10 protein-coding genes are annotated in these 14,308 nt (G+C 65.3%); 4 read left to right on the top strand and 6 right to left on the bottom strand.

Translation table 11 applies throughout. The annotated features are described in order from the left end of the window. The 3 genes from ACO48X_RS03250 to ACO48X_RS03260 form a co-directional block, all read left to right on the top strand. A partial coding sequence (locus tag ACO48X_RS03250; RefSeq protein ID WP_485000493.1) for a peptidase dimerization domain-containing protein occupies positions 1-685 on the top strand: 685 nt, incomplete at its 5' end. 305 nt (positions 686-990) lie between these two features. Continuing rightward, complete coding sequence (locus ACO48X_RS03255; protein WP_485000495.1) at positions 991-1,905, top strand: DUF5926 family protein; 915 nt, start codon at positions 991-993, stop codon at positions 1,903-1,905. A gap of 53 nt (positions 1,906-1,958) precedes the next feature. Further along, entirely contained in the window at positions 1,959-2,735 is a 777-nt protein-coding gene (locus ACO48X_RS03260; protein ID WP_485000497.1) for a glycosyltransferase, read from the top strand. A 153-nt stretch (positions 2,736-2,888) separates the two neighbouring features. Here ACO48X_RS03260 and ACO48X_RS03265 read toward each other — a convergent pair whose 3' ends face one another. The 5 genes from ACO48X_RS03265 to ACO48X_RS03285 form a co-directional block, all read right to left on the bottom strand. Further along, complete coding sequence (locus tag ACO48X_RS03265; RefSeq protein ID WP_485000499.1) at positions 2,889-4,754, bottom strand: alpha/beta hydrolase; 1,866 nt, start codon at positions 4,752-4,754, stop codon at positions 2,889-2,891. A 68-nt stretch (positions 4,755-4,822) separates the two neighbouring features. Next, on the bottom strand, positions 4,823-5,308 hold the full coding sequence (locus tag ACO48X_RS03270) for a hypothetical protein (protein ID WP_485000501.1): 486 nt from the start codon (positions 5,306-5,308) through the stop codon (positions 4,823-4,825). Positions 5,309-6,159: 851 nt separating this feature from the next. Further along, complete coding sequence (locus ACO48X_RS03275; protein WP_485000503.1) at positions 6,160-8,073, bottom strand: alpha/beta hydrolase; 1,914 nt, start codon at positions 8,071-8,073, stop codon at positions 6,160-6,162. A gap of 90 nt (positions 8,074-8,163) precedes the next feature. Beyond that, positions 8,164-9,519 (bottom strand): hypothetical protein, encoded by a 1,356-nt coding sequence (locus ACO48X_RS03280; RefSeq protein ID WP_485000505.1) that lies wholly within the window; start codon positions 9,517-9,519, stop codon positions 8,164-8,166. 651 nt (positions 9,520-10,170) lie between these two features. Then, a complete protein-coding gene (locus ACO48X_RS03285; protein ID WP_485000507.1) occupies positions 10,171-12,441 on the bottom strand; it encodes a hypothetical protein in 2,271 nt (756 codons plus the stop codon). Positions 12,442-12,806: 365 nt separating this feature from the next. Between ACO48X_RS03285 and pheA the strand changes: the two genes are divergently transcribed. Continuing rightward, positions 12,807-13,754, top strand: coding sequence for a prephenate dehydratase (pheA, locus tag ACO48X_RS03290; protein WP_485000509.1), 948 nt, complete (start codon positions 12,807-12,809; stop codon positions 13,752-13,754). Positions 13,755-13,886: 132 nt separating this feature from the next. Here pheA and ACO48X_RS03295 read toward each other — a convergent pair. Further along, positions 13,887-14,308, bottom strand: a 422-nt coding sequence (locus ACO48X_RS03295; protein ID WP_485000511.1) for a diacylglycerol/lipid kinase family protein, incomplete at its 5' end; no start/stop codon positions are given.

Raw genomic sequence — 14,308 nt, forward strand, 5'->3', positions numbered from 1 at the left:
CGTGCCCGCCCACGCGGCCTCCCAGCCCTTCATGGGACGCAACGCGCTGGACGCCGCCACCCTCGCGCTCACCGGCTTCGGCCTGCTGCGCCAACAGATACTGCCGATGGACAGGCTCCACGCAATTGTCGTCGACGGAGGCGACGTGCCGAACATCGTCCCGGAAAGAACCGAAATCAGCCTGTTGGCGCGGTCGAAATACCCCGAGACGCTCAAGGACCTGGTCGCGCGGGTCGAGGACGTGCTGCGCGGGGCCGCCCTCATGACCGGGACGGGCTTGGAAATCGTCACCTCCGAGACCACGAACGAGATGCCCGTCCGCACAAACGGCCCGCTCACCCGCGCCTGGGTCAGGTCCCAGCGCGAACGCGGGCGCGACCCTCTGCCCGCCGGAGTCGTGACCGAAACGATCGCGGCCGGCACCGACTTCGGCAACGTGTCGGTTCGCATTCCCGGCATCCACCCGCTCATCAAGGTTGCCGATTCCGACGTCGCCCTCCACACGCGCGAGATGGCCGCGGCCGCCGGCTCCCCCTCGGGCGACGCCGCGGCGACCGACGGGGCCTACGGCCTCGCCTCGGTGGCCCTCGACTACCTTCACGACGCCGAATTCCGCGCCGCCGTGCGCCGCGACTTCGAGGAGGCCGGAGGCGTCATCGACGTCGAGCATTTCTGGGACGAATGAGGCCGCCCGGCTCGTCCGGCGCCGCTATTGCGCACCGCGCCGTTCGCTCCGAGACGGCGTCGAACCGGCGCCTTTGACGCTCAACGCTCGCGCGCCGGGCCATTTGCCCGTCGCGCTTGCTTGTCCCGCCTCGCCCGCTTTCCCGACGTCGCGCATCCCACCGCGTGAATTCCGCAACTCGACTCGTGCGGCGCATATCCGGCCGCAAACTGCGGCGAGCGCATACAATCGGAGACTGAACGAGTCCCCGCGCGGTTTTCCAGGCCGCGCACCCCGGGCGCGGCGCCCACCGACGAAAGGACAGCATGTCGAAGAAGAGCCGCCGAGCGGCATCCAAGAGGCGGGCAGCGGCCCCGGCCGGGTCGGCGCAGTCCGCGCAGTCTCGACCGTCGCCCGCGCCGAAGAAGCCCAGAGAGGCCGTGGCTTTCGTCGAGCGCCCCTTCGAGGGCCTTCCCGCGGAGGCCGATCTCGTCGCCATGCGCGAGATTCTGCCGTTGGCGACGCTTCCGGCGACCACGACGGAGGAGTACGGCTCGGCCGACGTCGTCCTGACGACGATCCTTCCCTCGATGGCGGGGGCGCTGCGCCGGGCCGACGGCGTGCTTTTGGTCGCCGCGCAGACGGTCATGAGCTCCGGGGACGCCTCGCGCGACATCGCCGCGCGGATCATCGACGGGATCAAGCTTCCCGACGGCCAGGCGCTCCAGGTCTCGGACCTGCCCGAGCCCGGCCCTCGCCTGCAGGACGTCGTCGCGAGCTTCGGCGAACTCGAATTGCACGAGATTCCATCGTTCTGGATGACGGAAGAGGACGCCGCCAAGCCGGAGAACAGGGAGGCGCTCGAGGATTCGCGATCCCAGCTTGTTCCGATGAAGGCCGTCGACGGCGTCGACGGCGCATTCTGGTGCCGCATGAGCCGCGAATTTGTCAGGTGGGTCAGGCCCGAGCCTCGCGACGCGGTTCTCGACGGGCTGGCGAGGCTTCGCGCGGCCGACGACTTTTCCTTCGACGATTCCCGTTTCGTCGGCGCTTTCAGGGCGCTGGGGCTCATCATCCCGGTGTGGGAACTGCCAAAAGGCGCCGAAGCCGACGAACTCGCCGCCCCGATGGCCGAATTCGCACCGAAACTCGACGCGGCCATTGCAGCGTCGGATCCGCTCACACCCGAAGAGAAACGCGCGCGGGCGGGTATCGTTTCCCGTCAAGTGACGCTGCGATGAACATCCGACCGTCGAAGCACTTATATCTCAACATTGAAGGCTAGGCTAGAAGTGTGACAACCTCCGAGCAACGCGTAGCAGTAGTCATACCGGCTAAGGACGAGCAGGACAGGATCGCCGCGACGATCCGCGCCGCCCGCGCCATCCCGCACGTCGACCTGGTCGTCGTGGTAGACGACGGCTCCGAGGACGACACCCAGAAGGCGGCCCGCGACGCCGGCGCGACCGTCGTGCGGCATTCGGTCAACCGCGGCAAGGCCTCCGCAATGGAGACCGGGGCGCAGGTGGCGGCCATGCGCGACACGAGGGACCGCCCGCCGCGCCTTTTGCTCTTTCTCGACGCCGACCTCGGCGACACCGCCGTCGAGGCTTCGCCGCTGGTTGCGCCGGTGCTCGAAGGCAAAGCCGATTTCACCGTCGCCGCGCTGCCTCCCCAGGAAGGGGCGGGCGGCTTCGGCCTGGTCACCGGGGCCGCCTTCAAGGCGATCAAGCGGACGACGGGATGGGAGCCGCGCCAGCCGATCTCCGGTCAGCGGTGCATGACTCGCGAGGCCTTCATGGCGGCGCTGCCGCTGGCGAGCGGCTGGGGCGTGGAAACCGGCATGACGATCGACTTGCTCGTGGCGGGGTTCACCGTCCAGGAAGTCGTCTGCGACCTCAAGCATCGCGCGTCGGGCAACAACTTCGCCGGCCAGCTGCACCGGGCCGACCAGTACAAGGGCGTGGCCAAGGCCGTGCTGGCACGTCGCCTGCGCAGGATCCACGTCCCGCACGGCAAGAGGAACTCCGCCTCCAAGCCCTACGAGCCGTACAACGCCTACAAGGGCTGACGGCGCCGCAGCCGAGGGGCGCTTTTCCCTTCGCGGCGGGCCGCGTTTCATTCATGCGGCAGCCTGCCGCGCCCCGGCCCTTCTGCTGCCCGTTCCCGCCGATCACGTCGGCGGGAACGGCGCGGTCGCACTGCTCGTTTTCCCGCGGCCTCGTTACTTGCTTCCATTGATTATCTCGCCCACCGTCCGTTGCGGCTCTGTCGCATTCGCCTGCTGGCGGCGCAAAATCTCGGCCTGAATGTTCTGCTCAGTTTCTGGCAGGCCCTGCTTCCGAAGGCAGCCGAGGACGTCCTTCATCGACTCTTCCGACTGGTAGTTCGTAGAGTCGAAGTAATCCGAGTGAGACGTAAAAGGGCTGAGAACATACGGATCGTTTTTCCCCTTGATCGTCTGCACGCCAGACATGCCGATGGGCTCGCCCATCTGCGCCATGTCTGCGTCCGGGGCGATATCCACCGATCCGATGTTTGGAACGTAGCCAATGATGTCGTTGTTGTTTCGCATGGCGTAGACGCTGTCCGAGGGCACATTGAAATCTGAGACGTCGTCGGCCGGAACTCCCGGAGAAGCGTAGAAAACTGCGGAGTTGACGACGCCGTCGCGTACCTGCGACAAGCCGTAGCCCAGCGTCGTCGAACCATAGGAATGGCCCAAACCGGTGATCCGAACATCCGAGCTCTCGCCGGCGCCCTGACGCGCGTCGTGCAACCCCTCGAGGAAGCCTGCCAGAGCCTTGCCTCCCTTGGCGGCGAGATCGGTATGGGTCACAGTCTCGATCCCGTTCAGAGGAGACAGGTTCATCTGCGGCGGGTCGTAGCCGAACCACGTGACCGAGGCGGTGTTTCCACCCGCGACAGCGGCCACGTTAGCCATCTCGGCAGTGTAGCCCACGACGTTGTCTTTGACGTTCGACGACAACCCGCCCACGTGGACAGCGACGTTGTCCGCGGTGTCGACGTCGCCGACGGAAATCGCGGCATGGAGCTGATACTGATCCTCACTGTATTCCTGAGTACGCCCATGCTCGATGACGTCATATACGAGCAGCTGCGACTTTCCGTTGTACCCTGCGGCTTGATTGAGTGCCTCCTTGAGTTTTTCGAGTTCTTCCAGTCTGTCGCACTCCCACTTCGCCTTTTGATACTCATCTGGCGAGATGCCGGAAGCCGAATCGTAGCCCGATTTCTCGTAAGCCTCGACAATCGTCTTGTTTTGCCCCTCCCGAGACTTCAGATCGTCATAATCCGCCTGCATCACTGCGCGGTTCGCCTTGTCGCGAGCCCAGGCGTCGACGCCGTTGAGATTGCCGATGAGCTTTGGCTCCTTCGCAACGAGCTCTTCCTGCTCCTCGCGGCTCAGGGAATCCCACCACTGGCTCACCGCCCGGGTGTCGCTGAGGTCGGCCGGCCTGGGCAAGGGTCCGTTCAGCGTGTTCTGAAGGCTGCCTGCTGGCGTGATCGTCCCTTGTTCGATGGCTCTAAGAGCCGCTGCGTACTCTTGATCCGCTTCGGTTGCGCGGCGAACCGCCTTCTCAACAAGTTTGGCGCACGCATTCACGGCCTCTTGCCTGGCATGTGTGTGATCCTCTTCGGTTGGCATGCTCGGTCCTAAGGGATTCAAGATCTTGAGGAAGGAGGTTAGGGTGTTTACATAACTTGCCTCCCACGTCTGTTCACCAGTGTCCTCCACGGCGCCGTCCGAATGGATGATAAACCCGCTGTTCGAGGCGTGCGCCGTCGCGTCGTTGACGAAGCCTTCCACTTCGCCCATCCTCTGCTGCATCTGCGACGTCACTCTTTTCATCTCCCGCAGTTCCACAAGGATCTGGTTGGCTTCGTTCGCGATCTGATCGACCTGCTGGTCGGCCGCATCGCGCGCCTGCCCCTGCCAATCGTCCCACTGATTGAGCTTGAGGATTTCTTGCCCCCACGTTTCAGCCCGCTTGACGAGGCCGTCCAGCTCGCCGTACTCGGTTTCGAGGGTCGATTCCTTCCATTCGACGATGTCGCTCCACTGCATCGATAAGTCCTTTCTCCGTTGTCTCTTGCCGTTGGCCCTTTTTCTTTCAGGTGCTCGAGGTCCGGTTCCTAGCCCTTCGAAGACTCAGGCCCCATCAACTCGTAGATTCCGGCCAAGGCTTCGTTCGTCGCCAGTTGGCCTTCGTCGGCTCCCGAGGCACCTGGAGCGCCCGAAACGCCGATGGCCGACACGCCGCTTTCTCCGTCGACGCCGTCGATTCCAGCGTCGTTCCCGGCCTCCCCGGACGCCGTCAAACCCGCGTATGCGCCGGCCTCGGCCTGATCCGTCTGTCCCACGTCCCTTGCGGTCTGCAGAAGACTGCCCGAATGCTCGTTGAGGGTCCCCTCAATGCTCTTGAGCTTTCCCGTCAGGCATCCGGCTGCCGCCGTCACCGCCGACGACGCGTCCCCTCCTCGAATCTTGCCCGATATTCCCTCTGCGGCGTGATCCGCTGCCAGTTTCGCACTTTCCGTCGCGCAGTTTTCAGCAAACGCCGCCTGTTTGCCGAGCTCGCTCGAATTCACGGACAGCGTGCCCACAGCACCCTCTCCCATCTTTGACTCCCTCCAAGCCTTTGATTGAAAGTTAAATAGATCGTTCTCTGGGACGACTGTCGCAACTTCTGCAAATACCCACATTCGACTGCCACTTCCGCCGCCTTGACTATCTTACCTCAGCACAGAGATCGCTTGACAGCAAGCGGTCCCCAGCAGGCAAAGGCTGAAATAGCAACGATTCATGTGTGAGGGTAGCTTTCTCCAACTCCTACCGTCTCAAACCAATCTCTTTCGAGCTAAAATCTAGAGTTTCCCCACCTGGCAAATCTGTTTTCATCAGATTGGCTCAGCCGATCTATGGCGAATGAAAGCAGGGAACATAACCCCGGGAGTCCGCAACCATAGTGCGGGCTTTCCGGACCCCGCCACACTCGGCCAATCCCCACATGCGTCCCACACGTGCCGCGCAAGCTCCAGCTGCGCCTGACGGCGGCTCCCGCTTGCTCGACGGCTCAAACTCGTCGGCGGCGCTCCAACACGCCCGAGGAGGAGGGGCTGGGTCGAGGGCGAGGTCAACCCCAACCTGAGGCGCTCCAACACGCCCGGGAAGGAGGCTACGGGCGCCCGACAGCCCGCAACGGCGGGCACCCCGGAAGAGCCGTATCGCCCCTCCAGAATGCCCGCCGCTTTTCGGAGCCCGGCGGCTTGCACGCAGAGCGCCGCCAGCTCGGCAAGCCTCGCTTCGACGACCCGTTTGCGCCGCGCCGTCGGCCCTTATTTGGTTCCAAAGTACGCGCTTGCCCGGATCCAAACACGCGCTCATATGGTCCCATGTCCACGCTTACATGCGCCCCATGCGAGCGTTTGCCCGGCTCCTTAACAACGTTTGCCTGGCTCCAAGTTTCCGCTCACTTCCTTCCAGCGACGATATCGGAAACTTCTCGTTGCTGGGAGGTCGCGTTCTCTTGCTGGCGGCGCTGGATTTCGGCCCGGACGTTCTCATCGGTCTCAGGCAGCCCCTGTTGACGCAGATACTTATGGATCTCTTTCTGCGTGTCTGCATCCTGGTAATTGGTGCTGTCGAAGTAATTGACGTGGTCGCTGTAGCCTTCGTAACCAGCGCCCGCGATGGGCCCGAGGATTCCCGTGACCAAACCGGTGCCGGGGTCGATCCCGTGGTTCCCTTCGATGTGTTGAATTCCGGGCACTTCCGTGGGATCGCTGAGCTGCGTCATATCGGAACCGGGAGCCATGCCCATCGGCCCGTTGTTCGGCACTGCGCCGATGATGTCCTGGTCGTTCTTCATGACGTAGACGCTGTCCGAGGGCACGTTGAAATCGGAGACGTCCTTGGCCGGGACTCCCGGCGGCCCGTAGAAGACTCCGGCATCGACGACGCCGTCGCGCACCTGCGTCAGGGCGTATCCCAGGGTCGTCGAACCGTAGGAGTGGCCTAGGGCGGTGATTCTCGGATCGCCGCCCTCTCCGCTGCCCTGCCGCGAATCGTGCAGCCCCTCGAGGAAGTGGGACAAGTCGGCCCCTCCCGCGGCCGCGCGCTCGGTTTCGGACACGGTGAAGACGCCGTTCGAGCCCGCTCCCGCCTGCGGAGGATCGTATCCGAACCACATGACCGAGGCCGTGTCCCCTCCGGCCGTGCCGGCCACATTGGCCATTTCGGCGGTGTACCCGATGACGTTGTTGTCGACGCTCGTCGTCAGCCCGCCCACGTGAACCGCAACGTTGTCGGCCTTATCGACGTCGCCTACCGTCACAGCCGCATGGAGCTGATCTTGATTCTCGCCGGGTTCGACGGGGTCGTAAAGAAGGAGCTGCGACGTGCCGTTGTATTGGGCGCCTTGTTTAAGAGCGGTCTTGAGCTTGTCGAGTTCCGCCTGCCTGTCGAGTTCGCTCTTCGCACGGGAGAACTCGTCGGCGCTGGAGGGCGCAGCTCCTTCTCGACCGCCGGCCACCCACGCCTGATAGGCGGTGACCTTCTTCTCGTTGGACTCTTTCCTGCTGTTCAGATCCTCGTAATCCCTGTCCAACCGATGGCGATTGGCCCTGTCTCGAGCCCAGGCGTCGACGCCGTCGAGGTTGCCTATGCGATCCGGTTCTTCGTCGGCGAGCCTTTCCTGCTCCTCGCGGCTCAGCGAGTCCCACCATTCGGCCACGGCGCGGGTGTCGCTGGTGTCCTGAGGCATGGGAAGGGGCCCGTCCACGGTGTGCTTGAGGGAGCCTTCGGGCTTGACCTTGCCTTCTTCGATGTTGCTGAGAGCTTGCGAGTACGCCTCGTCTATCTCGTTGGCTTTCTTGACGGCCTTATCGACGCGGTCTGCACACTCGTCGACCGCCTTTTGCCTGGCGGCTTTGTTCATCTCGTAGGAAGTCCCGGCCGAAATGAGGGCGCCCGCTCCCGGAAGCGCGTAGCTCAACGGGTTCATCGCGGTGCTGAGAGCCACGTCGCCCCAATCGGTTCCGCTTGTGTCTTCCACGGTGCCGTCCGAATGGATGGTCAAACCGGAGCCCTCGGCGTGCGCCTTCGCGTCTCTCACGAGGCCCTGCACGGCGCCCATGCCCTGCTGCATCGTGGACGTCGCGGTTTTCATCGCCCGCAGATTCACGATGAACTGGGCGACATCCTGGTCGATCTCTTCGACCCTCTTGTCCGCCGCTTTGCGGGCGTCGCCCTGCCAGCTCGTCGACTTGTTGAGCTCGAGAATCTCGCGCCCCCAGTTTTCCGCCTCCTTCTCTCGAATGCACAGTTGTTGATACTCGGTTTCGAGGGTCGACTCTTCCCAGTCGGTGATGTCGCTCCATTTCATGGAGAAAGTCCTTTCTTAGCGCCGAAACGTCGGCAATTGAGCTCTGATGCGCTGTCGGTTTGCGCACTTCACGGTTGCGTGATTCGAGCCTCACGCGGTCGCGGCCGACGACGAACCGCCGGAGCCGTGCACGCGGGGCATGGGAGCCGGAGCGTCCGAACCCTGCGCGCCGGGAAGCGGAACGGCGTTGCCCGGATTCTCGACGTGCGGCATGGGTGATGGAGCAAAAGAGCCGCCGTCGGCGCCGACGCCGGGAATCCGCGGGCCGTAGTCCGCCCCTCCCCCGCGGGTGAAGACCGGCGGGTCGGAAGGCTCGATTCGCGGCATTGGGGCCGGATTTCCGGGTGTCTCGGCGTGAGGCATCGCAACGGGGTCGCCGGAAGGCGCCGCGTGCGGCATCGGCGTCGGGGCGAACGAACCGGAGGAGTTTGTCACCGAATGGACGCTTCCGTGGGACGTGAAGACGGGGTTGCCCGAGCCTTCCGCCGTGGGCATGGGAACGGGATTCCCCGAGTTTCCGGCATTCGGCATGGGCGCGGGATCGCCCGGGACCTCCGCCTGCGGCATGGGCGCCGGGCCAAAGGAGCCTCCGTGAGAGCTCCCGCCGCCGGAAATCTGGGCCCCGTAGCTGTGTCCCTGTTCGACGGAGGGGAGGATCTTTCCGCCTTCGGTTTCGACGTGCGGCATCGGCGCGGCGTTTCCGGAGGTCTCCGCGTGCGGCATGGGCGCGGGATCGCCCGAGGTTTCGACGCGGGGCATGGGCGCGGGGTGAGATCCTCGAGCCCCAGACGAAAAGGAATCGGAATCGCCGCTCATCAAATTGTGGATGCCGCCCAGAGCGCCTCCCATCGAGTTATGCCCACCGTGTGAGCCGACGATCTGGCCGCTCTCGGTCGAACCGTACGAATGGCCGCCTACAATCGAGCCGCCGCCAGGGGAGCCGAAAAGCTGGCCGGCGCCGCCGTTGGCGGAGCCATACGAGTGGCCGCCTCCAGCTGAGCCGCCAGACGCACCGCCGGCCGACCCGTACGAGTGACCGCCGCCAATTGCAGCGCCGCTCCCGCCTCCGGCGTCGCCTGCGCCGCCGTCTCCTGCTCCGGCGCCTATTCCCTCGGCAAAGCCGCCGGCGTCCCCGGAGGGGGTCATGCCCTGATACATCCCCGCCTCGTTCTGATCGGTTTGCTCGATCGTCTTCATGGTTGCCACGAGATCGTCCGAGTAGTCGCTCAGCTGATGCTCAATGTCTTTGAGCTCGTTCGAAAGATGCTCGGACGTCGTCTTGACGGTCGAGGCCGCCTTGCCTCCTGAAATCTTCCCCGAGATGCTGCCGGCTGTATCTTCCGTCCGCATTCGCTGACTTTTGGCGGCGCAGTCTTGCGCGTTGCCAGCCTCAGTCGCGAGCTCCTTCGGATCCGCGGACAGCGTGTCCGCCCCACCTGGTCCCATGCGCGAAACTCCCTTCAAGTTTTTGGACATTCGGCGCGACGCCGCCATTCGGACAGGCACATTCCACCGGACTCCTCACAGGGCGCCGCCCTTAAGCGGTCTAAAGTAGCTTAAATGATCGACAGGCCATGCAAAAACTGTACCTTCTCCGTAAGGCGCGATTCGCACGCCGAAGGCGCGGGACAATCCGACTTTTCCTTGAAATGGTGCGCATTTCAACGTCGCGCACGTCTGTTCACACCCGAACGGAGGTCCGGCATTCCGCGGCAAATCGATCGCGCAGTCTCGCGCGGCAGAAAGGCCGCGAACAGATTCTCCAGTTCGCGGCGGACGTTTCGAGCAAGCCACAACCGTGGAAAACAGTCGCAAAAGAACAAAGGAAAGGCGCTGTGCAACGAAGGGCGAGACGCCACGCAGAAAGCCACACCCCCTCCGTAGCGAACAACATACACTGGAGGTCGCATGGATGATTCAAATACATTAGAATAGTATTTTTAATACTCCGACAGTGACCAAGCGTATGCCATCAATCAAGGTCCGCCCCCGCCACCGAGATCGATCCGCGCGCCAGACCCCGCGCATGCGCCCGCTCGGGGTCTGACTGACGGCGGCTTCAAGCCTGCCAAACCTGCGTCGTCGGACAGCGGCTGCCTATTCGCGAGAGGCCGTTGCCGGGCTTTCTTCCTCCTGCACGGCGGCCTCGCCTTCCTGCACGGCAGCGTCCCTTTGACCGGCGGTCGCCTCTCCCTCGCGGCGCAGCGTGGCGACGAACCACAGCGGGGCGGCAACGATCAGCCCGACGGCGGGCATCGTAACCCCCGAGTCGTTGAGCAGCGCAGCGACGACGAGCGCCGATACGAGCGAAACCGCCGAACGCCTCACGATTTCGTCCTCAATTCGGAGCCGAGCGAAGTGTCCGCGCTTGGCCAGCAGCCAAGCGACTGCGCAGATCGCCGCGACGATCGCCAGGGCGACGGGGATGAAGAGCGCATTTCCCCCGAATATCTGGGTGACTTTGCGCCAGACGATGGCGAGGCCGCCGCCGTCGAAGAAGGACCCCACGAACTTGCCGAGGTGAGAGCGCTTGGGGGCAGGTTGAAGGTAGTCGAAGAGGGCGAACACGAAAGAAACGGCGACGGCGGCGCCCAGAACGGCGGCGAAGCGAAGCCAGGTGAGCCGCTTTCCGGCGACCATCGTGGCGAGGACGCCGAGGCCGACGACGATGACCGGCGGCCCGCCGAAGTCCGCCCCGAACCTCGCCGAGCCGTCCAAGAGCACGGCGAGCGCGCCCGCGCCCAGGATGACCGCGACGGACTTCTTGCGGGCCGTCCGCGAGGAATGCCAGGCGAGCAGCAGCACGAGCCCGGCGACGAACATGGCGACGGCATTGTTCGAAAAGCCGTAGAAACGCCAACCCACAAGCGGCTGCATGCCCAGCAAGGCGGCCAACTGGAGGGGGTACCCGTGCCATATGCCGTCGAGGAGCACGTCAAGGGCCAGGGTTCCGGCGGTGACGCCTCCTATGACGGCAAACGGGGCGAAAGGCGACTTTCCGCGCAAAGCGATGAGAGCGAGAACGGCGGCAATGAGCACAACCCCCATGAGCAGGCTCACGAGGGGATTCGACATCCTCCACCAGGGAATGAGGTTGACGAGCAGCGTCGAGACAGGAAGCGCGGCCGTGAGGGCGCTCAATTGCAGGAAGAAGCGCTCATTCGTCTCCGTCCACCTGTGAGACTTCCGCTTGGCCCACATGAGGAGGATCGCCGCGGACAGCGCGGCGAGAAGAACGTAGAAGGAGCCGGAAAGCGAGCGGGTCACCTGCGCGCGGGTGTGTTCGGCGTCAAGCCGGGCGATGTTCGCCTCCCCGTCGTCGGAGGCCTTGGCGGTTGTGATGGCCGAGCCTATCGCGTTGCCGCGGGCTTGCGGCCCTGCGCCCAGCCATCCGGCCAGCGTGGGCATGATGTCCGTGACCTGGACGAGCCCCGGCTGCCGCGTCGAGTCCGACGTCGCGAGCGCCGGCCCGCCCATGCGGGGCCCGGCTGCCGCGAAATATCCCAAATGCGGCCGCGAGGAGTCGGCGTCGGCGACGTTCGCCACAAGCACGGTGGCGTTGGGCGTCTTTTTGCGAATCTGTTTGACAAGCAGCCCGAACCGGGCGTCGATGTAGGAGATCTGCTGCTTTACCGTTTCGGGCGCAGCGCCCTCGGGCGTGAAGTACTCGCGCAGGCGCTGGGCGATTCCCGGGGCCTGGACGGGATGGTTCTCGCTCAGTTCGTTGCCGGGGTAGCGGACCGCGCCGAGGTCGATCACCGTGACGTCCGCGTCGGACCCGGCGTAGGCTCGCGCCGCGCCGCCGACGTCTCCGTCCTCCCCCGAAACCGGCAGCGGGGCGAGGGCGGCATAGCCGCCGAGAAGGCGGCCGTTCGGCTTGGCGAGGGCGAGGGCGGCGCCGGGGCCGACGGCGAGGGCGCTGCGCCCTTGGAGAGCCTCGCCGAGCGCGCCGATCTTTGCCTTGTAACTGCTCGAGGAATTGGCCTCTTTCAGCTGGGCCCACCGGACCGGGGCTTTGCCCGCCACGGTCGGCAGGCGGCAGCCGTCGTCGATCGTGCGCTGCCCGGACCCAAGGGCCGTCCACCCTTCCACCGGGCACGCGGTCTCGCGGACCGTGCGCACCACGATGTTCGAAACCGCCGCCTTCTTGCCGAATTCGTACAGGTGAGGGGCGGTCTTCCGGGTCACGTCCGTCCAGCTGACTCCCGAGAATCCGACGACGACGACGGGGCCCTTCCCGCCGCCTTCGGCCGCGGGCTTCCCCGCACGAGCCGTTCCCTCCGCGCGAGCTGGCGCGCACACTCCGGCGAGGACCGCGAGCAATGCCACTACGACGAGGATCGTTTGGCGGGCGGAGCGAAGGACCATGAGACCAGCCTATCGGAAGCGGCGCAGGCGGCATGCACTGCGGCCAAACGCGCCTACCTCGCAAATCCCCGAGATCGCCCGGCGAATCCTGGGGTTTGCGCTCGGTCTCAAGGCGTCTTGCGGATCGGTGAAGTCGCCCAAGCGTCGACGCCGTCGAGGCTGCCGAGCGAAAACGCCCTGCCGATGCGAGAACGCCCTGCGGATGCGTGAAATCGCGGAAGAAAACGGCATGCGGCGGTCCGTGGCCAGGCCAAGGCGTCGCCCACATTTCGGAGGGTTGGCCCGTCCGCGGGGAAACCGGCAGGTAAAGTGTGCGAGCGAGAAGAAAGCGCGCGAGCGAGAAGAAAGCGGGCGGAAGGAGACCAATGAGCGCGACAAAGCAGGCCCCCCTGCGCTTTTCGTTCCTGGGACCGGCGGGAACGTTCACGTACGCGGCGTTGAAACAGGTGGCCCCGCCCGATTCGGTCGAGATTCCGGCGATCGACGTTCCGACGGCGCTCAGGCTTGTGCGCTCGGGAGAGGCGGACTTCGCCGTCGTCCCGATCGAAAACTCCGTCGAGGGCGGGGTCAACGCAACCCTCGACGCGCTGACGGACGGCTCCGCGCTGCAGATCAAGGCGGAGATGCTCGTGCCGATCGCTTTCTCGCTCGCGGTCAGGCCGGGCACGCGCCGCGAGGACATCCGCGCCATATCGACCCACTCGCACGCGTGGGCGCAATGCCGCGGATGGATCGCCGAGCACCTCGGCCCGGTCGTCCACGTGCCGGCGACGTCGACCGCCGCCGGCGCGAAAACCCTCGCCGAATCGGACAGCCCCGGCTTCGAGGCGGCCCTGTGCCCGCCCGCCACCGTCGAGCTCATGGGCCTCGAGTCGCTTTCCGACGACGTCGCCGACAACCCCGGCGCCGTCACCCGGTTCATCATGGTGGGACTTCCCGGGCCGCAGCCCGAAAGGACGGGCGCGGACAAAACCACCCTGCTGGTCCAGCTCCCGCACGACGAGGCCGGCGCGCTGCTGAGCATGCTCGAGCAGTTCAGCGCCCGCGGCATCAATCTCTCGCGGATCGAGTCGCGGCCTATCGGCGATTCGCTGGGCCGCTACGCCTTCTCGATCGACGCCGAGGGCCACCTGTGCGACGAGCGCATCCAGGCGGTTCTCATAGGATTGCACCGCGTGTGCCCGCAGGTCGTCTTCCTCGGCTCCTACCCTTCGGCCAGCGGCGAGAGGATCAGACCGCGCCCCGGAACGTCCGACGCCGACTTCCGGGCAGGGCGCGAATTCGTCGAGAGGCTGCTGGCCGGGCGGGCGTAAAAAGGCGTCTCCGCCGTAAGGAGGCGCCCCCAAGCCTGTGCAGCCGCTTCTTCGCGGCCCGCAAAGGCAGAATCGCACGACCGCAAACGCGGAACGGCGAAGGCAAGGCGGAGCCGCCGGAAGGCCGCCCGCTCACAGCACGTGGACGGTGAGCGCCAGCGGGTCGATTTCTGCTGTGACTTTCGTGGCGTATCCGAGGGCGTCGCCGTCGGCCTCGACGAGCTCGGGCCGGTCGGCGGTGACCGTCGCCGAGCGCATGCGCCGCAGGTCGATCGTTCCCGCAGAGGGCAGAATCGTCCGGCGCACGCCGATTCCTTGCAGGCCCATCCGCCGCATGACGTCGCCCCAGCCGAAGATCCAGCCCTTTGTGTCCAGAAGCACGAGGTCGAGCCAGCCGTCGTCGATGCGGGCGTCCGGCGCGAGCACGAAGCCCGCGGGAAGCCGCGCGCAGTTGGCGAAGAGGATCGACCTGGCCTCGACCCGGAAGCTGTTCGAGCCGTCGCCGGCCACCACCGTCGCGTTCACGCGCGAACGCCGCATGAATTTAAAGCCGG

The organism is Peptidiphaga sp. (genome assembly GCF_057238965.1).

What these genes read in the sequence shown, in the direction of transcription:
- ACO48X_RS03255 (WP_485000495.1), top strand. Translation starts at nt 991, where the DNA reads ATGTCGAAGAAGAGCCGCCGAGCGGCATCCAAGAGGCGGGCAGCGGCC.
- ACO48X_RS03265 (WP_485000499.1), bottom strand. Translation starts at nt 4,754, where the DNA reads ATGCAGTGGAGCGACATCGTCGAATGGAAGGAATCGACCCTCGAAACC.
- ACO48X_RS03270 (WP_485000501.1), bottom strand. Translation starts at nt 5,308, where the DNA reads ATGGGAGAGGGTGCTGTGGGCACGCTGTCCGTGAATTCGAGCGAGCTC.
- ACO48X_RS03275 (WP_485000503.1), bottom strand. Translation starts at nt 8,073, where the DNA reads ATGAAATGGAGCGACATCACCGACTGGGAAGAGTCGACCCTCGAAACC.
- ACO48X_RS03280 (WP_485000505.1), bottom strand. Translation starts at nt 9,519, where the DNA reads ATGGGACCAGGTGGGGCGGACACGCTGTCCGCGGATCCGAAGGAGCTC.
- ACO48X_RS03285 (WP_485000507.1), bottom strand. Translation starts at nt 12,441, where the DNA reads ATGGTCCTTCGCTCCGCCCGCCAAACGATCCTCGTCGTAGTGGCATTG.
- pheA (WP_485000509.1), top strand. Translation starts at nt 12,807, where the DNA reads ATGAGCGCGACAAAGCAGGCCCCCCTGCGCTTTTCGTTCCTGGGACCG.